Genomic DNA, 23,496 nt, shown 5'->3' with positions numbered 1-23,496 from the left:
AGGGAGAACACCCAGCCCGTAGGCCCGTGCAAGCGCAGCGCCGCCGGGCGAATCAGGCGACGATGCGGCCTGATGCCCTCACCCCGTCCCTCTCCCACGGGGAGAGGGAGAACACCCAGCCCGTAGGCCCGTGCAAGCGCAGCGCCGCCGGGCGAATCAGGCGACGATGCGGCCTGATGCCCTCACCCCGTCCCTCTCCCACGGGGAGAGGGAGAACACCCAGCCCGTAGGCCCGTGCAAGCGCAGCGCCGCCGGGCGAATCAGGCGACGATGCGGCCTGATGCCCTCACCCCGTCCCTCTCCCACAGGGAGAGGGAGAAAACACAACCCGTAGGCCCGTGCAAGCGTAGCGCCGCCGGGCGAATCAGGCAACGCTGCGGCCTTATGCCCTCACCCCGGCCTTCTCCCACGGGGAGAGGGAGCAAACCGGCGCCATTTCATTGATTTTTCACCCCGAAAAAGGTACGTTTTCGCCTTCATTCCAGCGTGGACATGCCAGCATTATGCCGATTATTCAGTCTGTTGAACGTGCGTTGCAGATCCTCGACCTGTTCAACGAGCAGGCCACCGAGCTTAAGATCACCGACATCAGCAAACTGATGGGGCTGAGCAAGAGTACCCTCCACTCGCTGCTGAAAACCCTCCAGCTTCACGGCTATATCGATCAGAACCCGGAGAACGGCAAATATCGCCTCGGCATGAAGCTGGTTGAGCGCGGTCATTTCGTCGTGGGCTCCATCGATATTCGCCAGAAGGCGAAAGGCTGGCTGACGGAGCTGTCCCAGCGGACCGGGCAGACCACCCATCTGGGGATCCTGGACGGTCGTGAAGGGGTCTATATCGAGAAGATTGAAGGCAAGCTGGCCGCCATAGCCTATTCGCGCATTGGCCGCCGCCTGCCGGTTCACGCCACTGCCATCGGCAAGGTGTTGATTGCCTGGCTGGGCGAGGCCGAGCTGAACACCCTGCTGGAGGGCTATCAGTACACCACCTTTACGCCCGCTACCCTCGCCTCTCGCGAAGCATTAATGGCCGCTCTGGCGCAGACCCGCGAGCAGGGCTATGCCCTGGACAGCGAAGAGAACGAGCAGGGCGTGCGCTGCGTGGCGGTGCCGGTGTGGAACCACGAATCCCGCGTGATTGCCGCCCTGAGCCTGTCGACCTTGACCTCGCGCGTGGACGATGCCGAGCTGGCTAATTTCCGCGAGCAGCTTCAGCAGGCCGGGCTCGCGCTCTCACGCGCACTGGGCTATGCCGGCTCGTAGGTGAAGTAGTCGAAGTCCGCGTGGCAGCCGTCGCCGCTGATGTCCTCGCAGTGCAGTCCCACAAACGCACCAGTGAAGAAACCGCGCCCGCCGATATAGTCGTCCGACAACTTCCACGCCTCATACGTGATCGGCACGGTGTGCCATGTCTCGCCGTCGAACGAGTAGCTGTAGCGGTAGACCAGTTTATCCACGTCCACCCTTAGCCAGACGCTCTCGGCCTGTTCCGGCACCGGAATCGGCTGCTCGTGCAGCGGCCATGACGGCACGTTGTGGTCGAGCTGGATCACCTTGATGGTTCTCCCCTGTCCCTCATCGTAGTCCACAAAGCAGTAGCTCCAGTTTTTGCTGTTGTAGTAGCAGGTCAGCCCCGCGCTCTGCTGGAAGTGGACCGGCGAGAACTGCATCCGCGTCTCGGCCCGGAAGGTGAAATGCTGCCAGCGGCGCGCCACGGTCGACTGGGTAAAGGTCGAGTTGAGCGAGTCGTTGCCGTAGAGCCGTAAGTAGCCCGGGCGGGCGGTAAGCGAGCCGAGGGTGTTGTCGAACGGAATGCGCAGGGTCTGCAGTTCCGGGTCAAGCGAACTGGCGTCGAAATCGTCCCGCCAGATGCCCGGAACGGCTACAGGCTGCTCCGCCATCTGCGGGCCTTTCACGGTCAGTTGCGCGTGCCTGCCGCCTTCCACGTACGGCCAGCCGTCGCGCCATTCAATGCGGGCGATGCCGGTCTCGCGCCCCAGCGGGCAGTAGCCGCGCCCGCCGGAGGCCAGCAGCGGCACGCCGGGCAGGCGCAGCGGGCGGCTGGTGAGGTAGGCCATATACCACTCCCCGGTGTGGGTTTGCAGCAGCGAGCCGTGACCGCTCTTTTGCAGCGGGTTCTCCGGCAGGTGCCAGCTGGTCATCATCGTCACGTCCGGGTGCAGCTCGTACGGCCCGTCGATGGTTTTTGCGCGCAGCACCACGACGGCGTGCTCGTAGCTGGTGCCGCCCTCGGCAACCATCAGGTAGTACCATCCCGCGTGGCGATAAAGATGCGCCCCTTCGGTGTAGCAGAGCGGCGTGCCGGTAAACAGCGTTTTGCGCTCGGGCGAGAGCGTGCCAGTCTGCGAATCAAACTCCTGCATCACGATGGTGTTGTGCGGGTTGCTGTGGTGGCGCGGCCCCCACGGGCGGTAGAGGTAGTATTTGCGGCCATCGTCGTCGTGGAACAGGGACGGATCGAACCCGCCGTTGCCCATCGGGATCGGCTCGCTCCATGGCCCTTCGATGGACGGCGCGGTGACGAGGAAGTTGCGGCCATTTTTCCACGGCGAATCGACAATCTTCACGTCGGTATAGAGCAGCCAGAATTTGCCGTCGGCGTAGCTCAGGCACGGCGCCCAGATACCGCCGGAGTCCGGGTTGCCCTTCATATCCAGCATCGACACGCGGTCCAGCGGCGTGCTGACCAGCGTCCAGTTTTTCAGGTCGCGGGAGTGATAGATGCGCACGCCCGGGAACCACTCGAAGGTCGAGGTGGCGATGTAGTAGTCCTCGCCCTGGCGGCACAGGGACGGGTCCGGGTTGAAGCCGGTGAGTATCGGGTTAGTGATTTCCATGTTGCCTCCGGTTAATGGGATGCGGCTGTCGCAGCGTCGGGAACGGCCTCGCCCTGCGACGCGCGGTGCTTGATCAGCTGCTGGCTGATGGCCTCCACGCGGGCGTCGGTGAGCTTGTAGAACGAAAGCATGATGAACATGCCCGCGTAGAGCACCACCGGCACCACGCAGAACAGAATTTTGATGGTGGTCAGCACCTCGACCGGCTGCACGCTGCTGCTGACGGAGTAGTTGACGTACGCCAGGATCCAGCCCACCACCGCCCCGCCAATCGCCAGGCCAATCTTCAGGCTGAACAGGTAGGTGGAGAACACCAGCCCGTCGAGGCGGCGTCCGCTGCGGCTCTCCTCGTAATCCACCACGTCAGAGGCCATCAGCCACTGCAGCGGCGTGGTGGTGTTAAAGACGAACAGGAACAGAATGTTGAGGGCAAAAATCAGCGCGATGTGCTCCGCCGGGGTGACGAAAATCAGCAGGCTAATCAGCGAGTAAGCGACGATGATCCACTTGAAGGCGGTAACGCGGTCGAAGCGGCCCAGCAGGCGGGAGGAGCAGAGCGAGCCGAACATGGTGGCGAGGCTGCCGTAGAGTAAGAACTGGGTCGCCATCTCCGGGTGATCCATCACGTATTTGACGAAGTAGAGCGTCGCCCCGCCGCGCACCACGTTGGAGCAGGTCGCCATCATCTTGAAGGCACACATGATGCGCCACTGGCTGTTGCCCAGCAGCAGCTTAAGGTCTTCCGCCACTGACGACCCCGGCTGCACCTCAAAGGTGTAGCGCTCTTTGGTGGTAAAGAAGCAGACGTAGAGCAGCACCACGCCGCTCAGGCCCAGCACGCACATGGCGCCGAAATAACCCACCTGCTCGTTGCCTTTGCCAATGATGCTGACCAGCGGCAGCGCGATGCCGCTGATGGCGAGCGACCCCGCGGCGGCGAGGAAGAAACGCCAGGACTGCAGGGCGTGACGCTCTTTCGGGTCGGCGGTAATGACGCCCGGCATGGCGCAGTACGGGACGTTAACGAAGGTGTAGACCAGAGTGAGCAGAATATAGGTCACGCAGGCGTAGATGATTTTGCCCTGCGCGGAGAAGTCCGGCGTGTAGAAGGTCAGCATGCAGACGATGCCGAACGGGATGGCGCCCCACAGCAGGAACGGGCGAAACTGGCCATGCCGCGTGCGGGTGCGGTCTACCAGCAGCCCCATCAGCGGGTCGGTCACGGCGTCGAGCACGCGGGAGACTAAAAACAGCGTCCCCATTATGCCCGCGGAGAGGCCGAAGACGTCGGTGTAGAAATAGGCCAGCAGGAACATCGTGGCTTGCCAGACGAAGCCGCAGGCGGTGTCACCCAGCCCGTAGCCAATTTTGTCTTTCATGGTTAATTGCGTCATCAGAATTACACCCTTATGTAGTGTGCTGAATTACAACATCGTGTTAATGGAGTGTAATGAGCTGTTCAATTAACCAGCAATGGTCATATCTTATTTCTGAATTACGTTATTTCGCTTTTGTGACGTCAACGATATATCGCAACTTATTGTTTAAATTAATAAATTGCAGACACGCAAAAACCGCCCGCGGACTATTTTCCGCAGACGATTTTCTCTCACAAAATAATTAAATACCGAGCGCTTTTTTACCGGCGTTAATTACCTCAATGATTTTATCGGTGTCATAAATACAGCCTTTCCAGGTGCCGCCGCTCACGGACTGTAATGCCGCCCACAGCCGGGTATCGTCCGGCAAAAAGTCGTGAGCGTGCAGGTCCGGATGCGTCTGCCGCCGTGCCAGCTCGCGCGCGCCCTCTTCCGGCGTCAGCGGGTTGTCCGCGGTACCGATAAAGTTTACGCTGCCTGTTAATGTCAGGCGGTCCACCGCTATCTCAATGATGTCGTTATCGCGCAGCTTGCCTATCGGCCCGCCCGCCAGCGCCTCCGGCGACACGTGGCCGAAGCAGGCGCCCGTCGACACGCCCGAGAAGCGCGCATCGGTGATTAACGACACCGTTTTGCCCCACGAGATATGCTTCAGCGCGGAGGTGAGCTGGTAGGTCTCCTCCATGCCGGTGCCGGACGGTCCACCGCCGATCACCACCATGATATCGCCCTGCTCAATCTCTTCCCGCTTGATGGCCCTGATCGCCTGCGCCTCCGAGACAAACACCCGCACCCGGCCGGTGTGGCGGTAAACGCCATCTTCACCGACGACCGACGGGTCGATCGCCGTGGCCTTGATTACCGATCCTTCCGGCGCAATGTTGCCCGTCGGGAAGCAGACCGTCGAGGTCAGCCCTTTCGCTTTTGCTTTTTCCGGCGGCAGGATCACGTCATCCGGCTCCACGCCGTCCTGCTCGCGCAGGCACTGGCGGAAGCGCTTACGGCGCTCCGAGCTCTGCCACCAGTCGAGGTTCTCGCCCACCGTCTGGCCGGTGACGGTCATGGCATCCAGATGCAGCAGGCCGAGATCGCGCAGGTGGAGCATGACTTCCGGCACGCCGCCCGCGAGGAACGCACGCACGGTCGGGTGATAGTCCGGGCCGTTGGGCAGCACGCTCACCAGGCGCGGCACCCTGCGGTTGACGCGCGTCCAGTGTTCAACGTCCGGGATCGTGCAGCCCGCCGCGTGGGCAATGGCCGGAATGTGCAGCAGTAAATTGGTGGAGCCGCCGAACGCCGCGTGGATCACCATCGCGTTTTCGATGGCTTTGTCGGTGAGGATATCGCGCGTGGTGATGCCGCGGTTATCCAGTTCACTGACCGCGCGTGCCGACTGGCGGGCGATCTCCAGCCACACCACCTGTCCGGACGGCGCCAGCGCGGAGTGCGGCAACGCCAGACCCAGCGCTTCCGCGACCACCTGCGAGGTGCCCGCCGTACCGAGGAACTGACACCCGCCGCCCGGCGACGCGCAGGCGCGACAGCCCAGCTCGGCGGCCTCCTGCAAGGAGAGTTCATGGTTGGCAAAGCGCGCGCCGATGGTCTGCACCTTGCCCGCATCTTCCCCCACGGTCGGCGGCAGCGTCGCCCCGCCTGGCACCAGAATGGTCGGCAGATCGTGCATCGCGGCCAGCGCAATCATGGTAGCGGGCAGCCCTTTATCGCAGGTTGCCACGCCGATCACCGCCCGGCGCGTCGGCAGGGAGCGGATCAGGCGGCGAAAGACGATCGCCGCGTCGTTGCGGTACGGCAGGGAATCAAACATGCCGTGCGTGCCCTGCGAGCGCCCGTCGCACGGATCGCTGACGAAGGCCGCAAACGGGATCCCGCCGTTGCGCGTGATCTCCTTCGCCGCCGCCTGCATCTGCATGCCGATTTCCCAGTGCCCGGTGTGGTAGCCCAGCGCAACCGGGCGTCCGTCTCCGGCGCGGATGCCGCCCTGAGTACCGATAATCAGCACCTCTTTGCCGGTCAGCTTGTTAGCGTCCCAGCCCATCCCGGCGTTCTGCGTCATGCCGAACAGGTTGCCGCTGGGGGATTCCATCAGCATCTGCGGAGTCAGCGGCAGCGCGCCCTGCGGACCCGCCGCGTGGGTGATCACCGCATAAAACGCGTCGTCCTGTGGGGTGAAAATTTTCTCAATGGTCATCGTTATCGTCCGGCTCAGCAGAGCTTGAGCTGTTGTAGCAGGTTTTTCAGCTGCGCCTTACGCGGCTCGTCCAGCGGCGAGGCTGGTGGCAGGACGTGCGTAGAAATTGGACGACCGCAGAGCACGATCGCCTCTTTAATGACGTTCACAAACGGCGTATCCAGCTGATACATCTGCGGGATTTGCAGCAGGGTCTGATGATACTCAGCCGCTTTCGCCACGTCTTTATCCCGCCAGGCTTTCAGAAGATTTACCGACACCTGCGGAGCAAAGTTACCGCTGGCCGAGATCGCCCCGTCACCGCCGAGCAGCAGGGTATTGAACAGATGATCGTCGTAGCCGCAGAGCACGGTGAAGTGTGGATGGGCCGCTTTAACGGTGTGGATCATGCTGCGCAGGTGGGCGACGGAGTCGATGGTGTCTTTGATGCCGACGATGTTACTGCGCGAGTCGGCGAGGGTTTTCACCAGCGCCGGGGTCAGATCCTGCCCGGTCAGCGCCGGGAAGTTATAGAGCATCACCGGCAGCGTGACGCTGTCGGCCACCTGTTCGAAGTAGCGGATCAGGTTCGCTTCCGACACTTTCCAGTAGTAAGGGTTGATCACCACGATGCCGTCCGCGCCCGCCAGCTGCGCGTGCTGGCTCAGCTCAATGGTTTCCCGGGCGTTGGTGCCGCCGGTGCCGATCAGGACCGGCACACGACGATCGACATGATCGATCGCAAAGCGGGCAATGGTTTTACGCTCTTCGGCGCTGAGCTGGGAGAACTCGCCGCCGCTGCCCAGGAAGAACAGGCCATCGACGCCCGCAGCGATCAGATCGTCGATCAGCGCGGCGGTGCCCGGCTTATCAAGCTGGCCATCGGCGGTAAAAATGGTGGAGACAGGGGGAATGATACCCGTGAACAACGCGGACTGCGGCATGAGATCTCCTTGGTGAATCATTTTGTTCTACATTATAGAACAGTGTTCATTAATTTAACGATCATACTATGACGGAGAAAAAGCACAGGTAAATGGGAGATGAGGAGGGAGTGCGGGAAGTTTAAGCTGGATCACATATTAGAGGGTGCGGTCTGGTGCCCTCACCCTACCCCTCTCCCACGGGGAGAGGGAACTTTTACACCCTCTCCCCTTGGGAGAGGGCCGGGGTGAGGGGTTACTCTACCTGCATCTTCACCACAACCTTACGCACCTGCGCCGGCGCCCCCACCGCGCACAGCGGCTTATGCACTTCGCCCGGGTAAAACACCACGAAATCTCCTTCGCTCAGCACCACGGTTTTCTCCTGCTCGCCTTCCGGCAGGAACGCGATGTCTTTGTCCGCCAGCCAGTCGGTGTCCGGCGTGCCGTGCGGCAGGGTGCTGAAGGTCATCCCTTCCTGCCCCTTCAGCACAATCTGAATATCCAGGTAGCGTGCATGGTATTCAGCGCGACGCTCGGCGAACGGCTGGGTCATGTCCTCCGATACCAGATAAAACAGGCTGTTGCCGCTGATGTCGTGCTTGCCGGTCGGCGTCGCGTCGGTGACGTGGGTCTTAACGTGCTCAATGGCCTGGCGCAGCTCTTCTGGTAGCCAGGACTGGAGATGATGAATATTGCCAATAATCATGATACAACCCTCAAATTAAAACATTGTTTCATTTTAATCTTTTATACGAGAATCGCCTCTCCCATACCAGCCCTTTTTAGACAAGATTTGCGCCAGCGCATGTTTATCGGAAAATGTGTTAATTCACTGTTAATTACATAAAGGCATTTATGCAGTCGTTATGCATAACCTCATTTCCTAAGCTTTACGCAACTTATCTAACTCGCTGAATTTAAAACGTAACTCACAAAACCTGTTGTTGCATCACACTTTATCACTTCGGTTATTTCCTTTAAAAATCCATAATTATTTATCGATTTCTCTTAAGTGAAAAATAGTTAACTGTCATTATTGCATAGCTATTCTCGAGGCAAAATTTTATTCATTGAAATCAACAGCATAACTAAATATTTCAAAGCATGTAATTCTACAAAACAATAACAACCTCAAATATTGCCACCCGTTCCTGCTTAGCTATTCATCCCGTAATAATATGAAATTAATCATTATCTGATACGAATCATGCAATTGAAAATAAACTGCTCAATATCGGTTTTCGCGTGAGCAGCGTCACAATAACCATTATTTAAGCGCCTACTATGAATCACGAAATCAATTGAGCTTAGCCGCCATGAAATTAAACGCATCACATGGCGCATGCCCTTTTTATTCTGAAAAAAAGTTAAAGGAATAATTATGGAAAAGCATTACGTCGGTTCTGAAATTGGTCAATTGCGTAGCGTTATGCTGCACCGTCCTAATTTAAGTCTTAAACGTTTAACGCCATCGAATTGTCAGGAGTTGTTATTTGATGACGTGCTCTCGGTTGAGCGGGCGGGAGAGGAGCATGATATCTTCGCAAACACGCTGCGCGAGCAGGGTGTGGAAGTCCTGCTATTGACCGACCTTCTTACGCAAACGCTTGATATTGCCGAAGCAAAAGCCTGGCTTCTTGAAACACAAATCTCCGACTACCGCCTCGGCCCAGCCTTTGCCGGCGACGTCCGCGGCTGGCTGGCGGATATGCCGCACCGCGAACTGGCGCGCCGATTAAGCGGCGGATTAACCTACGGCGAAATTCCGGCGGCTATTAAAAATATGGTGGTCGATACCCACACGGCGAATGATTTTATTATGAAACCGCTGCCGAACCACTTATTTACCCGCGATACCTCCTGCTGGATTTATAACGGCGTGTCCATTAATCCGATGGCGAAACCGGCCCGTCAGCGCGAAACCAATAATCTGCGCGCAATATATCGCTGGCACCCCGCATTTGCCGATGGCGAGTTTATTAAGTATTTCGGCGACGAGAATATTAATTACGACCACGCCACCCTGGAAGGCGGCGACGTATTAGTGATTGGCCGCGGGGCGGTATTGATCGGCATGTCAGAGCGCACGACGCCGCAGGGCGTGGAGTTCCTCGCCAATAGCCTGTTTAAACATCGCCAGGCCGAACGCGTGATCGCCGTTGAGCTGCCAAAACATCGCTCCTGCATGCACCTCGACACCGTGATGACCCACATCGACGTGGACACTTTCTCCGTTTACCCGGAAGTGGTGCGCAAGGACGCCCAGTGCTGGACGCTCACCCCGGACGGACGCGGCGGCCTGCTGCGTACCCAGGAAACCGACCTGCTGCATGCCATCGAGAAAGCCCTCGGCATTAACCAGGTGCGCCTGATCACCACCGGCGGCGATGCCTTTGAAGCCGAACGCGAGCAGTGGAACGACGCTAACAACGTCCTGACCATCCGCCCGGGCGTGGTGATCGGCTACGAGCGCAACGTCTGGACCAACGAGAAGTACGACAAAGCGGGCATCACCGTGCTGCCGATCCCGGGCGACGAGCTGGGACGCGGTCGCGGCGGCGCGCGCTGCATGAGCTGCCCCCTGGAACGCGACGGAATTTAAAGGAGCCATCATGGAACGAAAACCCACTCTGGTTGTGGCCCTTGGCGGCAACGCGCTGCTCAAGCGCGGCGAACCGCTTGAAGCGGACATCCAGCGCCAGAACATCGAGCAGGCCGCCCGCACCATCGCAGGCTTAACGGAGCAATGGCGCGTGGTGCTGGTGCACGGCAACGGCCCGCAGGTCGGGCTGCTGGCGCTGCAAAACAGCGCCTACGACAAAGTCACTCCCTACCCGCTGGACGTTCTTGGTGCAGAAAGCCAGGGAATGATCGGCTACATGCTCCAGCAGGCGCTGAAAAACAATCTGCCCCAGCGCGAGGTCAGCGTCCTGCTCACGCAGGTGGAAGTGGACGCCGCCGACCCGGCGTTCAGCAACCCGACCAAGTACATCGGCCCGGTCTACAGCGAAGCCCAGGCGAAAGCGCTGGCCGCGGAAAAAGGCTGGGTGTTCAAAGTCGACGGGGCCTATTTCCGCCGCGTGGTGCCCTCTCCGCAGCCGAAGCGCATCGTCGAGAGCGACGCCATTACGGCGCTTATTCAGCGCGACCACCTGGTCATCTGCAACGGCGGCGGCGGCGTGCCAGTGGTGGAAAACGCCAACGGTTATCGCGGCATTGAGGCGGTGATCGACAAAGACCTCTCCGCCGCTCTGCTGGCGCGGCAGATCGAGGCCGATGCCCTGCTGATCCTCACCGATGCCGACGCAGTGTACCTCGACTGGGGCAAGCCGACCCAGCGCCCGCTGGCGCAGGTCACGCCGGAACTGCTCAGAGGCATGCAGTTCGACGCCGGATCGATGGGGCCAAAAGTGGCCGCCTGCCGCGAGTTTGTTGAAGCCTGCAACGGCATTGCCGGGATCGGCGCGCTGGCCGACGGCGCGGAGATCCTGGCGGGCGAGAAAGGCACGTTGATTCGTAACTGAGCACCCATTTCCCCTCACCCTAACCCTCTCCCCAAAGGGGAGAGGGGACGATTACACCCTCTCCCCTTTGGGGAGAGGGCTGGGGTGAGGGGTAAGGTCTTAGACATTAATTTTAAAAAGGATTTACCCATGACCATCAACCTGAAAAACCGCAACTTCCTGAAACTGCTGGACTACACCCCGGCGGAGATCCAGTACCTGATCGACCTCGCCATCGAGCTGAAGGCGGCCAAAAAAGCCGGGCGCGAAAAGCAAACCCTGGTCGGGAAAAACATCGCCCTGATCTTTGAAAAAACATCCACCCGCACCCGCTGCGCCTTTGAAGTGGGCGCGTTCGACCAGGGCGCGCAGGTCACCTACCTCGGCCCAAGCGGCTCGCAGATTGGCCACAAAGAGTCGATGAAGGACACCGCGCGCGTGCTGGGCCGCATGTATGACGGCATCGAGTACCGCGGCTACGGCCAGGCCATCGTTGAGGAGCTGGGCGAATACGCGGGGGTGCCGGTGTGGAACGGCCTGACCGACGAGTTCCACCCGACGCAAATCCTTGCCGACCTGATGACTATGCTGGAGCACTCTCCGGGCAAAACCCTGCCGGAGCTGAGCTTTGCTTATCTCGGCGACGCGCGCAACAACATGGGTAATTCGCTGATGGTCGGCGCAGCCAAAATGGGGATAGATATCCGCCTTGTGGCGCCGAAATCCTTCTGGCCGGAGGCCGGGCTGGTTGAGCAGTGCCGCGCCATCGCCAAAGAGACCGGCGCGCGCATCACCCTCACCGACGATGTGGAAGAAGGCGTGCAGGGTACCGATTTCCTCTACACCGACGTGTGGGTTTCCATGGGCGAGCCGAAGGAGGCGTGGGCCGAGCGCGTTAGCCTGATGAAGCCGTATCAGATTAATGCGGACGTGATGAAGGCCACCGGTAACCCGAACGTCAAGTTCATGCACTGCCTGCCGGCGTTCCACAACGAACATACCAAAGTGGGCCGCGAAATCGAGATGGCGTACGGCCTGAAGGGGCTGGAGGTGACGGAGGAGGTCTTTGAATCCCCGAACTCCATCGTCTTCGACGAAGCAGAGAACCGCATGCACACCATTAAAGCGGTCATGGTGGCGACACTCGGCGACTAATCACCGCCCGGCGCGCCGCGGGGTGCGCCGGGTTCAGGAGAACATCATGGGCAAGTTCAAATTTCCCTCCGCTTATACCATTCTCTTTTTTCTGATTGCCGTGGTTGCCGTGCTGACGTGGATTGTTCCGGCCGGGCAGTACCATATGGCGATGAACGAGGCGCTCGGCAAAGAAGTGCCGGTTGCTGGCACTTACGCGCACGTGGCAGCGCACCCGCAGGGGCTCGTCTCCGTGCTGATGGCGCCGATTGCCGGGCTGTACGATCCGGAGTCCGGCCAGGCCGGGGCGATCGACGTGGCGCTGTTTATTCTGATCATCGGGGGGTTCCTCGGGATCGTCACTAAAACCGGGGCGATAGACGCCGGGATCGAGCGCGTCACCACCCGGCTGCGCGGCCGCGAAGAGTGGATGATCCCAATCCTGATGGCGCTGTTTGCCGCAGGCGGCACGATTTACGGCATGGCCGAAGAGTCGCTACCCTTCTATACCTTACTGGTGCCGGTGATGCTGGCAGCGCGGTTCGATCCGGTGGTTGCGGCTTCTACCGTGCTGCTCGGCGCGGGGATCGGCACGCTCGGATCCACCATCAACCCGTTCGCCACGGTGATCGCCGCCAACGCCGCCGGGATCCCCTTCACCAACGGCATCATGCTACGCATCGCGCTGCTGGTGATCGGCTGGATCATCTGCGTGGCGTGGGTAATGCGCTACGCCCGCAAGGTGCGCAAGGATCCGTCGCTGTCGATCGTGGCGGATAAGCAGGAAGAAAATCGCGCCCACTTTCTCGGTAACAAGGGCGAGCAGTCGCTGGAATTTACCCCGGTGCGCAAACTCATCCTGGTGATCTTCGCCCTCGCCTTCGCGGTGATGATCTACGGCGTGGCGGTGCTGGGCTGGTGGATGGCGGAGATTTCGGCGGTGTTCCTCGCCAGTGCCATTATCGTCGGGCTGATCGCCCGCATGAGCGAAGAGGAGCTGACCTCAACCTTTATCAACGGCGCGCGAGATTTGCTGGGCGTCGCGCTGATAATCGGCATCGCGCGCGGTATCGTAGTGATCATGGATAAGGGCATGATTACCCACACCATTTTGCACAGCGCCGAGGGAATGGTCACCGGATTGTCGACGGTGGCGTTCATCAACGTGATGTACTGGCTGGAAGTGGTGCTGTCGTTTCTTGTGCCTTCTTCGTCCGGCCTGGCCGTTCTGACGATGCCGATCATGGCGCCCCTTGCCGATTTCGCTAACGTCAACCGCGACCTGGTGGTTACGGCTTACCAGTCGGCGTCCGGCATCGTCAACCTGATCACTCCCACCTCTGCCGTCGTGATGGGCGGGCTGGCTATCGCCCGCGTGCCCTACGTGCGTTATCTGAAATGGGTCGCGCCGCTGCTGGGGATTTTAACGGTGGTGATTATGGTGGCGTTAAGCCTGGGCGCTTTGTTGTGATTTGCCGGATGGCGCTGCGCTTATCCGGCCTACGGATCGGTGCGGTGCCACCGGTTATTTCGGGAACTGATATGGGAACTATGATGGATTACGAAGAGTACTCTCCCAAAGAGCAACTACAGCTAACGGTCTGCCAGCGTCTGATCGCGGAAAAGAGCTATCTCTCCCAGGAAGAGATCCGCCGCGACTTACAGGAGCGTGGTTTTGAGACCATCAGCCAGTCCACCGTTTCACGTCTGCTCAAGTTGCTTGGTGTCATAAAAATTCGCAATGCCAAAGGGCTAAAGATTTATTCGCTGAATCCCCAGCTGCGCCCGGCCCCCGACGCGGCGCGTACGGTCTCTGAAATGGTGGTGAGCGTGGAGCACAACAGCGAATTTATCCTTATCCATACCGTCGCCGGATATGGCCGCGCGGTGGCGCGTATTCTGGATTATCACCAGTTACCGGAAATTTTAGGTGTAGTGGCCGGGAGCAGTATTGTCTGGGTCGCGCCCCGCGTAGTGAAGCGCACCGCGCTGGTGCATAAGCAAATTAATTATTTACTCAGAACGCATTAATATTCACAAAGAACCGTTTGCATTGAGTAAAGCGTGCATTAAATCGCTTGATCCCAAAAGCGAGCTGCGTATAATGCCCGACAATTTGCCGGGAGGAAGCATGGTCAAGCGTGTACGACATAACGTCTTACCGCGTCTGAAATCAGACGCTGGCCTGCCGTTTTTCTTCCCGTTGCTAAACCTATTCCCAGAGCCCCTCATTTGAGGGGCTTTTTTTTGCCCGGCGTCAGGAGATAAACATGAATCCGCTTTATCAAAAACACATCATTTCCATAAACGACCTCAGCCGCGAAGAGCTGGAACTGGTTCTGGAAACCGCGGCAAAACTGAAGGCCAATCCGCAACCGGAGCTGCTGAAGCACAAGGTGATTGCGAGCTGCTTCTTCGAAGCCTCGACCCGCACCCGCCTCTCCTTCGAAACCTCCATGCACCGTCTGGGCGCGAGCGTGGTGGGCTTCTCGGACAGCAGCAACACGTCGCTGGGCAAAAAAGGCGAGACCCTGGCGGATACCATTTCGGTTATCAGTACCTACGTTGACGCGATTGTGATGCGCCACCCGCAGGAGGGCGCGGCGCGTCTGGCGACCGAATTTTCCGGCGGCATTCCGGTGCTGAACGCCGGTGACGGTGCTAACCAGCATCCGACGCAGACCCTGCTGGATCTGTTCACCATTCAGGAGACGCAGGGCACGCTTGAGAACCTGAACATCGCCATGGTCGGCGACCTGAAATATGGCCGCACCGTCCACTCCCTGACCCAGGCGCTGGCGAAATTTAACGGCAACCGCTTCTTCTTTATCGCGCCGGACGCGCTGGCGATGCCGCAGTACATTCTCGACATGCTGGACGAGAAAGGCATCGCGTGGAGCCTGCACGCCAGTATCGAAGAGGTGATGGGCAACGTGGATATTCTCTACATGACCCGCGTGCAGAAAGAGCGTCTGGATCCGTCCGAGTACGCCAACGTGAAGGCGCAGTTCGTGCTGCGCGCCAGCGACCTTGAAGGCGCGCGTGACAATATGAAGGTGCTGCACCCGCTGCCGCGCATCGATGAGATCACCACAGACGTGGACAAAACGCCGCACGCCTGGTACTTCCAGCAGGCCGGAAACGGCATCTTCGCTCGCCAGGCGTTACTGGCACTGGTTCTGAATCGCGAATTAGCTCTGTAAGGGGAGACGACCATGACACACGATAACAAACTCCAGGTTGAAGCCATCAAGCGTGGCACCGTGATTGACCACATCCCTGCGCAGGTGGGCTTTAAGCTGCTGACGCTGTTCAAACTGACCGAAACCGACCAGCGCATCACCATCGGCCTGAACCTGCCGTCGGGTGAAATGGGCCGTAAAGACCTGATCAAAATCGAGAACACCTTCCTGACCGACGAGCAGGTTAACCAGCTGTCGCTGTACGCGCCGGACGCCACGGTTAACCGCATCGACGATTACGACGTGGTGGGCAAATCCCGCCCAAGCCTGCCGGATCGCATCGAAAGCGTGCTGGTCTGCCCGAACAGCAACTGCATCAGTCATGCTGAGCCGGTTTCCTCCAGTTTCGCAGTGAAAAAACGCGCCAATGACATCGCACTCAAATGCAAATACTGCGAAAAAGAGTTTTCTCATTATGTGGTGCTGGCCAACTAATTGAGGTTGGTAATGAAATCCCGGCTGTTATAATGGCCGGGAACATTCTTAACGCTGTAATTCTGGAGAAAAAATGAGCAAAGTACTCGCGACGGAAAATGCACCAGCGGCTATCGGCCCATACGTTCAGGGCGTTGATCTGGGCAGCATGATCATCACTTCTGGTCAGATCCCGGTGAACCCAAAAACCGGTGAAGTACCCGCCGACGTAGCGGCGCAGGCGCGTCAGTCGCTGGAAAACGTGCAGGCGATCGTGGAATCTGCCGGTCTGAAAGTGGGCGATATCGTCAAAACCACCGTGTTCGTGAAAGATCTGAATGATTTCGCGACCGTTAACGCCACTTACGAAGCGTTCTTCACCGAGCACAACGCGACCTTCCCGGCTCGCTCTTGCGTGGAAGTGGCGCGTCTGCCAAAAGACGTGAAAATTGAAATTGAAGCGATTGCCGTACGTCGCTAATTCAATTCAATTAAGAAAGGGCAGCTTAGCTGTCCTTTTTATTTCGACTATTTTTACTCTCCATATAAAATGACAAATCGCACCGTCCATTATTAAGCTTCTCCACCCGGTAATATTCTCTAATAATGGATGAGTAATGAAAATTTCAAAAATTGCACTTGCCCTCGCGACAGTGACCGTTGCATCGTCGGCATTTGCTCACGGCTATATTGAATCTCCAGCCAGCCGCGCCTATATGTGTAAGCTTGGCCAAAATATTGATTGCGGCGCTGTACAGTATGAACCGCAGAGCGTGGAAAAAACTTCCGGTTTCCCGACCGGCGCTATGCCGCCGGACGGCCAGCTCGCCAGTGCAGGTATTTCCCAGTATTCTCAGCTGGATAAGCAAAGCCTGAATGCCTGGACCAAAAACCCGATAACAGCAGGCCCGCATGAGTTCGTCTGGCATCATACTGCACCGCATAAAACCACTAACTGGCGCTATTACATCACCAAACAAAATTGGGATCCAAATAAGCCGCTGACTCGCGATCAATTTGAATTAACTCCATTCTGTACGATCAACGGAAATAGTCAGGCACCAGCCGTAACAAAATCTATGACTTGCAATGTTCCTGCGCGTACGGGGTACCAGGTTATTTACGGCGTGTGGGAAATTGCGGACACCTCAAATAGCTTTTATCAGGCCATTGACGTTGATTTCGGGAATGGTGGCAACGTAACCCCGGACGAAACGCCTGCGATCGTTTCCGAATGGAGCAAAACCCTGAGCGGCCAGATTGCCGGTAATAACCTGAACGTGGGCGATAAGGTTATCGCACGTTTCTTCGACGCCAACGGTGAAGTGACCGCCATGCGTACCGAAATGACCATCGGCTCTGCTGAACAAGGCGACGCTAACCAGTGGTCTTACGATCTGGCGCAGAAGATCAACACCGCTCAGAGCGATGTCCGCGTCGGTGTTAAAGATGAAGCCGGTGACATCAGCCCGGTTCACGGCGCCAACAGCGTATTCGTGAAAGAGGGCAGCACGCTGAAATCCGTTGCCATCTCCTATGAAGAGCAAAAAGCGCAGGTGAGCGAGACCATCGCCGTTTCCGATCTGCAATACAGCAAAATCGAACATGGCAACGCGACCATCACCTTCCACGTCAACACGCAGGGTGACGTTAATTTTGAAGCACACGTGATGAACCACCACGGTGCGGAAAAAGGTTACCTGAAGCAGGACATGAACAACGTCAATCAGGACGTGACCATGACGTTGACTGACGTGACGGCGGGACACCATATGCTGAAATACTACGCGACCAATAAAGACGGCACGATGTTCGCCCAGGACGTGCTGAACCTGATGCTGGAAAGCGATGCGGCTGCGGACAGCACCGGCCACCACGACTTTACCTTCCCGGAGAATATCGCCTCGTACAAAGCAGGCACCGTGGTACTACAGCCAAAAGACGGTAAGACCTACGAATGTAAGCCTTTCCCGTACAGCGGCTACTGCGTGCAGTACAGCCCAACCGCAAACCAGTTTGAGCCTGGCGTTGGCGCGCACTGGAAAGAGGCGTGGGTGTTGAAGAACTGAGTGGAAAAACCTTACCCCTCACCCTAACCCTCTCCCCAAAGGGGAGAGGGTACCGATAGTGCCCCTCGCCCCTATGGGGAGAGGGGTTGGGGTGAGGGGTATTTTTTTCTACTGATTCCGCGTCGCTCTGAGCAGCGTTTCCAGCGGGTACACCGCCGCAATCACCACCTCGTCCTGGATTGTCGCCGCGTTATCCAGTTCGCTCTGGATCGACGCGATCTCTTTATCATCCAGCGTTCCCTGGCGCGCCACCAGATCCGTCAGCCGCAGGCCAATCGAGGCCAGCTTGTCCACCTCCTGAATTACCGGTTTGATGGCCTTCAACTGATAGCTGTTTTCGCTCAAGGCCAGCACGTCGCTGGTGTTGTTCTGCCAGCGGTTAAAGACGTGGCGCAGCGCGTCGGCGCTCTCCGTGTCTTCCGCATCGCTCACCAGACGGTCAGCCCATTTATTCATCTGACGCACGGTCGCACTTTCCGCGTTTAGCGCGTCAGCGAGCCGGTTGAGCGGCTCAAACTGATGATAGTTTCCGGCCTGGAACTTAAGATGCTGGCGGGTGTAATACTGCGCCGGTTCAAGCGCCTGGGCGAGGATTTGCAGCGGCAAGGTATCCGCATTGTTAGCGAGGCGCGTGAACTGTACCTGCTGCTGGGTATGCTGCTGTAGCCCAACCGATACCGTGGACCAACTGTCCATCGCCTGGAGCCGGGTATACATGTTGTCGATGTCGTTGACGTCCTTCGCCGACCAAAGCCGCTCCGCCACCGCAAAGGCGCGCGGCCACAGACGGATATCCAGCACTGGCGCGACTACGTTTTCCGCCCACAGCGCGGCTTCACCGCCGAGCAGATTGGCCTCGTTCGCCGGGTCCGGCACCACCGGCGGAACGCCTTTCGGCACCTCGTCCAGACGCGTGCCGCTAATCGGGTAGCGGGCGTTACCCACCAGGAAATAGCCGCTGAGCTTATCGTTCTCAACAGAAACGACCGGACGCGTTTCACCCATCCAGGTATCAACGGTAAACGTTACCTGATTGTCGTCCCGCCACTGAATGTTATCCACCGCCCGACGCGATTTCCCGGCAAAATCAATGAATCCGCGCCAGCCAGCATCGCCTTTCACCAGCGTAAAGCTGCCTTCCACCGGCTTGCCTTTCAGACGCGGCATGGAGAAAGCCCAGCTCTGGACGCTGTCGGTGTCTGCTATCACATCCACGCCGTTCAACCCCTGCGGCACAATTTCATTGCGGTAGTGGTAGGCGGTGGATTGCGGCTGATCGAGGTAGAAACCGGTAGAAAGAATGCCCTTATAGCCGTTCTGCGCCACCTGCCCCAGCGCGTCCTGTCCCTGCCAGGACTGGATCAGAATGCTTTTCGGCAGATCGGGATGGTAGATCTCATCCCAGCCAACCATCTGCCGGTGGTGCTTCTCAAGGATCGTCTCCAGCTTGCGGTTGAAATACGCCTGCAACGCATGGCTGTCCGCCAGTTTGTTGTCGCGCATGAATCTCTGGATCGCAGCGTTCGCTTTCCACTGGCTGTCGTCAACCTCATCGCCGCCAATATGCAGATACGGATCCGGGAAGATCGCCGCCAGTTCGCTGACCATCGCGTCGGCAAAGGTATAGGTCGCCTCTTTGGTGGGATCCAGCACTGGCTTAAGCACGCCCCAGTGGCGCTCCATGGCGTACGGCCCCGGCGCGCTCATCAGCTCCGGGTAGGCGACGGCAATCGCCGAGGCGTGGCCCGGCATATCAATTTCCGGCACCACGCGTATGCCGCGCTCGGCAGCGTAACGCACAATCTCGCGCATCTGCTCCGGGGTGTAGAACAGCCCATCGCTGGCAAGCTGGGTTAATTTTGGATAACGCTTCGAGGTAAAGCGCCAGCCCTGATCGTCCGTCAAATGCCAGTGCAGGACGTTGAGCTTAGCCGCGGCCATGCCGTCGATCTGGCGTTTGATATCGGGTAACGGGATGAAATGGCGCGCTGAATCGAGCAGCAGCCCGCGCCACGGGAAGCGCGGCGAATCTTCAATGGTAACCCACGGAATCGAGGTGTTTTCGGCACCGTTCTGCATCAGCTGGAGCAAGGTTTCCATGGCGCGCAGCGCGCCGAAGCGGGTGTTGGCGGAGATATTTACGCCGTTGGCGTCCACCGTGAGTTTATAGCTCTCATCGCTGTCCGGCAGCGGCTGCGGCTTCACTTTTTTAGCGATGGAAATACGGATGGTTGGCTTGTCAGGTTTTTCGGCCTGCGGCTGTAGCGTCCAGCCAGTTTGCAGGGCGATGCGCTGGCGCAGGCGGTTGACCGCATCCCCCAGATCGTCGCCGCTGACGCTCACGGAGAGTTGATTGTTAAGCACCAGCGCACCCTGTGTGGTCGGGCGTTCAACCTTCGCAGGCCAGGGCATTAAGGGAAGGTCGCCTGCCGGGGCGGCAAAGGCGGAGGCGCCGAGCATGAGCCCGGCGGTTAAGAGGCTGTACCGTAACATGAATGTTCCTTATCTGACGGGCCAAATAAAGGCAAAACATTCTGTTAACATGCGCTCAAATTGTCGTCAAGCGAATGCGCCGACGGAGATCACAGGTTGTTGAATTTGGGAGGAAAGCCAGCTGCCGGGTGGCGGCTTCGCCTTACCCGGCCTACGTTCGGATCGTAGGCCCGGTAAGCGCAGCGCCACCGGGCTTGCCGTTACTGCCATCCATACCGACGGCTATAGAACCCTTTGACCATCTGCGTCAGCACCATGTAACCCGCGAGGATCGCCACCAGCCACGGGAAGTAGCTCAGTGGCAGCGCCTGAAGTTGCAGGTAACTTGCAAGCGGCGAGAACGGCAGCGCGATCCCGAGCGCCATCACAATGCCCGTCATCACGATCAGCGGCCATGCGGCACGGCTCTGGATAAACGGAATGCGGCGGGTGCGGATCATATGCACAATCAGGGTCTGGGACAGCAGCCCCACCACGAACCAGCCGGACTGGAACAGCGTCTGGTGTTCCGGGGTGTTGGCGTGGAACACAAACCACATCAGGCAGAAGGTCAGAATGTCAAAGATGGAGCTGATCGGCCCAAAGAACAGCATAAAGCGCCCCAGATCGGCGGGGTTCCAGCGCTGCGGCTTCTGGATCTGCTCGTCGTCCACGTTATCAAACGGGATGGCGACCTGAGAGACATCGTACATCAGGTTCTGGATCAGCAGGTGCAGCGGCAGCATCGGCAGGAACGGCAGGAAGGCGCTCGCCACCAGCACGCTGAAGACGTTACCGAAGTTGGAGCTGGCGGTCATTTTGATGTATTTGAGCATATTGGCGAAGGTGCGACGCCCTTCGATGACGCCCTCCTCCAGCACCATCAGGCTCTTTTCCAGCAGAATGATATCTGCCGCCTCACGGGCGATATCCACCGCGCCGTCCACGGAGATACCGATATCCGCCGCACGCAGGGCTGGCGCATCGTTGATGCCGTCGCCCATAAAGCCCACCACGTGCCCTTCACGACGCAGCAGAGTGACGATGCGTTCTTTATGCATCGGCGTCAGGCGGGCAAACAGCGTGGTGCGCAGGGCAAGCTCGGCCAGCTCATCGTCGGACAGGTGCTCAATGTCGCTCCCCACCACGACGTCGCCCGCGTCCAGGCCCACTTCGTGGCACACTTTGGCCGCCACCAGCTCGCTGTCGCCGGTCAGGATTTTGACGGTGATCCCGCTCGCTTTCAGTGCTTTCAGCGCCGGCGCGGTGGTCTCTTTCGGCGGATCGAGGAATGCGATGTAACCCTCGAGGATCAAATCGGATTCATCGATACGCTGGTAGTCCCCTTCCCGCGCGGGCAGGAACTTGCTTGCTACCGCCACCACGCGCAGCCCCTGACGGTTCAGGTTATCGGTGACGCGTTTGATGCGGCGCAGCATGGTCTCATCCAGCGGCACGATCTCGCTGTTATGACGCACCTGCGTGGAAACATTCAGGATCTCCTGCAATGCCCCTTTGCAGATCAGCTGATGTACGTCCGGCTGCTCGCTGACCACCACCGACATGCGGCGCCGTTCAAAGTCGAACGGAATTTCGTCCACTTTCTGCCAGCGGCGGGAGAGCATGCGGGCAGACTCTTCATCCACACCTTCCAGCACCGCCACGTCGAGCAGGTTTTTCAGCCCTGTCTGGTAGTGACTGTTCAGCCACGCGCTGTACAGCACCCGTTCGCTGGTCTTTCCGGCGATATCGGTGTGGTTCTCCAGCACGATTTTGTCCTGGGTCAGGGTGCCGGTTTTATCGGTGCAAAGAATGTCCATCGCGCCAAAGTTCTGGATGGCGTCGAGGTGTTTGACGATCACCTTTTGTTTAGAGAGTTTGACCGCCCCGCGCGCCAGCGTGGAGGTGACAATCATCGGCAGCATTTCCGGCGTTAAGCCGACAGCCACGGAGAGGGCGAACAGCGCCACTTCCCACCAGTCACCTTTGGTGTAGCCGTTGATCAGCAGGACAATCGGCGTCATGACCATCATAAAGCGGATCAGCAGCATGCTGACGCGGCCAATGCCTTTCTGGAATGCGTTCGGCTCGCTCTCCTGCTCGCTGACGCGTCCGGCAAGCTGTCCAAACCAGGTGTTGCCGCCGGTAGCGGTGACAATGGCCTGCGCCGTGCCGCTGACCACCGTGGTGCCCATAAAGCACAGGGTGTCGCATTCCAGCGGATTCATCTGCTGCGGATCGCGGGTCCTCGCCACCTTCTCTACGGGCAGGGATTCACCGGTGAGTGACGCCTGCGCGACGAACAGATCCCGCGCCTGGATGATGCGTAAATCCGCCGGGATCATGTCCCCCGCCGCCAGCTTCACCAGATCGCCCGGCACCAGCTGGTCAATGGGCAGTTCAATCCAGGCGTTTTCGCCGAGGTCATTAATCACGCGCGACACGGTGGCAGTATTGCTGACCATCGCTTTCAGCGCATCCGCCGCTTTGGTGGAGCGCGCTTCCTGAATAAAGTTAAGCAGCGTGGAGATCCCCACCATCAGGGCAATTACGCCTGCGGCAAACAGATCTTCAGTGGCGTAAGAGATAATCCCGAGCACCGTCAGCAGCAGGTTGAACGGATTGCGGTAGCAGAGCCACAGGTGGACCCACCATGGAGAGGGTTTTTGCGCCGGGATCTGGTTATCGCCATGTTCCTCGCGGATTTTTGACACTTCTTGCGCGTTCAGCCCTTCCGGGTGGCCGCCAAAGGCGCGCCAGACTTCGTTTTCATCCATCGCCGCCACGTTCAGGCAGCGCTCGGTCAGGGAAGCGGGGATTTCCGCGCCCGCCAGGGTGTTGGCATTTGGCAGCGGATCGCGCGCAATCAGGCGATGTGGCAGGTGGCGGCTCAGCTGCGCGAACAGCTGCCGGGTGATATTTTTCAGCATAGTCATTCCCCCGCATCCGCAAAGGCGGACGCAGTTTTCCCGCAGGCGTGGCAGAGCCGTACCTGTCAGGCACTTAATTTATCAAGCAGGAACGTATGAACGTTGCTGCCTCACGCCGGTGAGACAGCAAAAGGCTGGCTTACCGGAAAGAAGGTTTTCTCCTGGTCAGGAGAGGTGTGGGATCGGGATCCATGTGGCCTCCGGTAAGTTAAAAATGGGATGTCGTCGCGCAGTATAAGGATTTAACCATACCTTTTGTGACTATTCGGGCGGTATGATACCCCCTCGTAAATAAACCGCACGTAAACCAGACTTTGCCCATAGCGAATTCGCAGGATAGCATTAGGCTCAACTGATTATTTTATCGTTGTTACAGGGA

Annotated in this window: 18 protein-coding genes and 1 pseudogene; 11 read left to right on the top strand and 8 right to left on the bottom strand. The window is 58.6% G+C overall.

Translation table 11 applies throughout. From position 1 onward, the window contains the following. Positions 1–503: 503 nt before the first annotated feature. Positions 504–1,265, top strand: a complete 762-nt coding sequence (gene xynR / locus IM282_RS03630) for a DNA-binding transcriptional repressor XynR (RefSeq protein WP_038415186.1) — start codon at positions 504–506, stop codon at positions 1,263–1,265. Here the strand turns inward: xynR and IM282_RS03625 are convergent. From IM282_RS03625 to IM282_RS03605, 5 genes are all read right to left on the bottom strand, one after another. Further along, entirely contained in the window at positions 1,250–2,860 is a 1,611-nt protein-coding gene (locus IM282_RS03625; protein ID WP_192970125.1) for a glycoside hydrolase family 43 protein, read from the bottom strand. The two genes, xynR and IM282_RS03625, sit on opposite strands and share 16 nt — an antisense overlap. A gap of 11 nt (positions 2,861–2,871) precedes the next feature. Continuing rightward, complete coding sequence (locus tag IM282_RS03620; RefSeq protein WP_171932347.1) at positions 2,872–4,254, bottom strand: MFS transporter; 1,383 nt, start codon at positions 4,252–4,254, stop codon at positions 2,872–2,874. 226 nt (positions 4,255–4,480) lie between these two features. Beyond that, positions 4,481–6,448, bottom strand: a complete 1,968-nt coding sequence (gene yagF / locus IM282_RS03615; protein ID WP_192970124.1) for a xylonate dehydratase YagF — start codon at positions 6,446–6,448, stop codon at positions 4,481–4,483. A 14-nt stretch (positions 6,449–6,462) separates the two neighbouring features. Continuing rightward, entirely contained in the window at positions 6,463–7,371 is a 909-nt protein-coding gene (gene yagE / locus IM282_RS03610) for a 2-keto-3-deoxygluconate aldolase (protein WP_058647057.1), read from the bottom strand. Positions 7,372–7,606: 235 nt separating this feature from the next. Then, entirely contained in the window at positions 7,607–8,059 is a 453-nt protein-coding gene (locus IM282_RS03605; RefSeq protein ID WP_048965862.1) for a YhcH/YjgK/YiaL family protein, read from the bottom strand. A gap of 675 nt (positions 8,060–8,734) precedes the next feature. On the opposite strand from IM282_RS03605, the gene arcA reads away from it, so the two are divergent. From arcA to IM282_RS03580, 5 genes are all read left to right on the top strand, one after another. Beyond that, the gene (gene arcA, locus IM282_RS03600; protein WP_045620964.1) at positions 8,735–9,955 is read left to right on the top strand and encodes an arginine deiminase; all 1,221 of its coding nucleotides are present in this window, start codon (positions 8,735–8,737) and stop codon (positions 9,953–9,955) included. 10 nt (positions 9,956–9,965) lie between these two features. Then, entirely contained in the window at positions 9,966–10,877 is a 912-nt protein-coding gene (gene arcC / locus IM282_RS03595; RefSeq protein WP_022646884.1) for a carbamate kinase, read from the top strand. A 129-nt stretch (positions 10,878–11,006) separates the two neighbouring features. Further along, a complete protein-coding gene (argF, locus tag IM282_RS03590) occupies positions 11,007–12,011 on the top strand; it encodes an ornithine carbamoyltransferase (RefSeq protein WP_063152420.1) in 1,005 nt (334 codons plus the stop codon). Between the two features lie 46 nt (positions 12,012–12,057). After that, positions 12,058–13,461, top strand: coding sequence for a YfcC family protein (locus tag IM282_RS03585; RefSeq protein WP_003863365.1), 1,404 nt, complete (start codon positions 12,058–12,060; stop codon positions 13,459–13,461). Between the two features lie 80 nt (positions 13,462–13,541). Further along, positions 13,542–14,021, top strand: a complete 480-nt coding sequence (locus IM282_RS03580; protein WP_003863366.1) for an arginine repressor — start codon at positions 13,542–13,544, stop codon at positions 14,019–14,021. Positions 14,022–14,024: 3 nt separating this feature from the next. Here IM282_RS03580 and IM282_RS03575 read toward each other — a convergent pair. Next, positions 14,025–14,142: pseudogene (locus tag IM282_RS03575) on the bottom strand (hypothetical protein). Here IM282_RS03575 and IM282_RS03570 point away from each other — a divergent pair. From IM282_RS03570 to gbpA, 5 genes are all read left to right on the top strand, one after another. Then, a complete protein-coding gene (locus IM282_RS03570; protein WP_022646880.1) occupies positions 14,122–14,226 on the top strand; it encodes a pyrBI operon leader peptide in 105 nt (34 codons plus the stop codon). The pseudogene IM282_RS03575 and the gene IM282_RS03570 overlap by 21 nt on opposite strands. Before the next feature lie 34 nt (positions 14,227–14,260). Beyond that, positions 14,261–15,193, top strand: a complete 933-nt coding sequence (pyrB, locus tag IM282_RS03565) for an aspartate carbamoyltransferase (RefSeq protein WP_003863368.1) — start codon at positions 14,261–14,263, stop codon at positions 15,191–15,193. Positions 15,194–15,205: 12 nt separating this feature from the next. Next, entirely contained in the window at positions 15,206–15,667 is a 462-nt protein-coding gene (gene pyrI / locus IM282_RS03560; RefSeq protein ID WP_003863370.1) for an aspartate carbamoyltransferase regulatory subunit, read from the top strand. 73 nt (positions 15,668–15,740) lie between these two features. After that, positions 15,741–16,127 carry a 2-iminobutanoate/2-iminopropanoate deaminase gene (ridA, locus tag IM282_RS03555; RefSeq protein ID WP_003863373.1) on the top strand — a complete coding sequence of 129 codons (387 nt, stop codon included), beginning with the start codon at positions 15,741–15,743 and terminating at the stop codon, positions 16,125–16,127. A 136-nt stretch (positions 16,128–16,263) separates the two neighbouring features. Then, positions 16,264–17,715 (top strand): N-acetylglucosamine-binding protein GbpA, encoded by a 1,452-nt coding sequence (gbpA, locus tag IM282_RS03550; RefSeq protein ID WP_192970123.1) that lies wholly within the window; start codon positions 16,264–16,266, stop codon positions 17,713–17,715. 108 nt (positions 17,716–17,823) lie between these two features. Here gbpA and IM282_RS03545 read toward each other — a convergent pair whose 3' ends face one another. Both IM282_RS03545 and mgtA read right to left on the bottom strand, forming a co-directional pair. Then, positions 17,824–20,208, bottom strand: a complete 2,385-nt coding sequence (locus IM282_RS03545) for a beta-N-acetylhexosaminidase (protein WP_192970122.1) — start codon at positions 20,206–20,208, stop codon at positions 17,824–17,826. A 200-nt stretch (positions 20,209–20,408) separates the two neighbouring features. Next, positions 20,409–23,117 carry a magnesium-translocating P-type ATPase gene (gene mgtA, locus IM282_RS03540; RefSeq protein WP_192970121.1) on the bottom strand — a complete coding sequence of 903 codons (2,709 nt, stop codon included), beginning with the start codon at positions 23,115–23,117 and terminating at the stop codon, positions 20,409–20,411. Positions 23,118–23,496: the final 379 nt, after the last annotated feature.

This window comes from Enterobacter cloacae complex sp. P29RS, assembly GCF_014893445.1.
Lineage (GTDB): Bacteria > Pseudomonadota > Gammaproteobacteria > Enterobacterales > Enterobacteriaceae > Enterobacter > Enterobacter intestinihominis.
The sequence above is the reverse complement of the archived record's forward strand: the minus strand, read 5'-3'. Positions and strand labels throughout refer to the sequence as shown.

Excerpts from the sequence above, each read along its gene's own strand:
- gbpA (WP_192970123.1), top strand. The coding sequence starts at position 16,264 with ATGAAAATTTCAAAAATTGCACTTGCCCTCGCGACAGTGACCGTTGCA.
- ridA (WP_003863373.1), top strand. The coding sequence starts at position 15,741 with ATGAGCAAAGTACTCGCGACGGAAAATGCACCAGCGGCTATCGGCCCA.
- arcA (WP_045620964.1), top strand. The coding sequence starts at position 8,735 with ATGGAAAAGCATTACGTCGGTTCTGAAATTGGTCAATTGCGTAGCGTT.
- IM282_RS03545 (WP_192970122.1), bottom strand. The coding sequence starts at position 20,208 with ATGTTACGGTACAGCCTCTTAACCGCCGGGCTCATGCTCGGCGCCTCC.
- yagF (WP_192970124.1), bottom strand. The coding sequence starts at position 6,448 with ATGACCATTGAGAAAATTTTCACCCCACAGGACGACGCGTTTTATGCG.
- yagE (WP_058647057.1), bottom strand. The coding sequence starts at position 7,371 with ATGCCGCAGTCCGCGTTGTTCACGGGTATCATTCCCCCTGTCTCCACC.
- arcC (WP_022646884.1), top strand. The coding sequence starts at position 9,966 with ATGGAACGAAAACCCACTCTGGTTGTGGCCCTTGGCGGCAACGCGCTG.
- IM282_RS03625 (WP_192970125.1), bottom strand. The coding sequence starts at position 2,860 with ATGGAAATCACTAACCCGATACTCACCGGCTTCAACCCGGACCCGTCC.
- IM282_RS03620 (WP_171932347.1), bottom strand. The coding sequence starts at position 4,254 with ATGACGCAATTAACCATGAAAGACAAAATTGGCTACGGGCTGGGTGAC.
- mgtA (WP_192970121.1), bottom strand. The coding sequence starts at position 23,117 with ATGCTGAAAAATATCACCCGGCAGCTGTTCGCGCAGCTGAGCCGCCAC.
- pyrI (WP_003863370.1), top strand. The coding sequence starts at position 15,206 with ATGACACACGATAACAAACTCCAGGTTGAAGCCATCAAGCGTGGCACC.
- IM282_RS03605 (WP_048965862.1), bottom strand. The coding sequence starts at position 8,059 with ATGATTATTGGCAATATTCATCATCTCCAGTCCTGGCTACCAGAAGAG.
- IM282_RS03585 (WP_003863365.1), top strand. The coding sequence starts at position 12,058 with ATGGGCAAGTTCAAATTTCCCTCCGCTTATACCATTCTCTTTTTTCTG.
- xynR (WP_038415186.1), top strand. The coding sequence starts at position 504 with ATGCCGATTATTCAGTCTGTTGAACGTGCGTTGCAGATCCTCGACCTG.
- IM282_RS03570 (WP_022646880.1), top strand. The coding sequence starts at position 14,122 with ATGGTCAAGCGTGTACGACATAACGTCTTACCGCGTCTGAAATCAGAC.
- IM282_RS03580 (WP_003863366.1), top strand. The coding sequence starts at position 13,542 with ATGATGGATTACGAAGAGTACTCTCCCAAAGAGCAACTACAGCTAACG.
- argF (WP_063152420.1), top strand. The coding sequence starts at position 11,007 with ATGACCATCAACCTGAAAAACCGCAACTTCCTGAAACTGCTGGACTAC.
- pyrB (WP_003863368.1), top strand. The coding sequence starts at position 14,261 with ATGAATCCGCTTTATCAAAAACACATCATTTCCATAAACGACCTCAGC.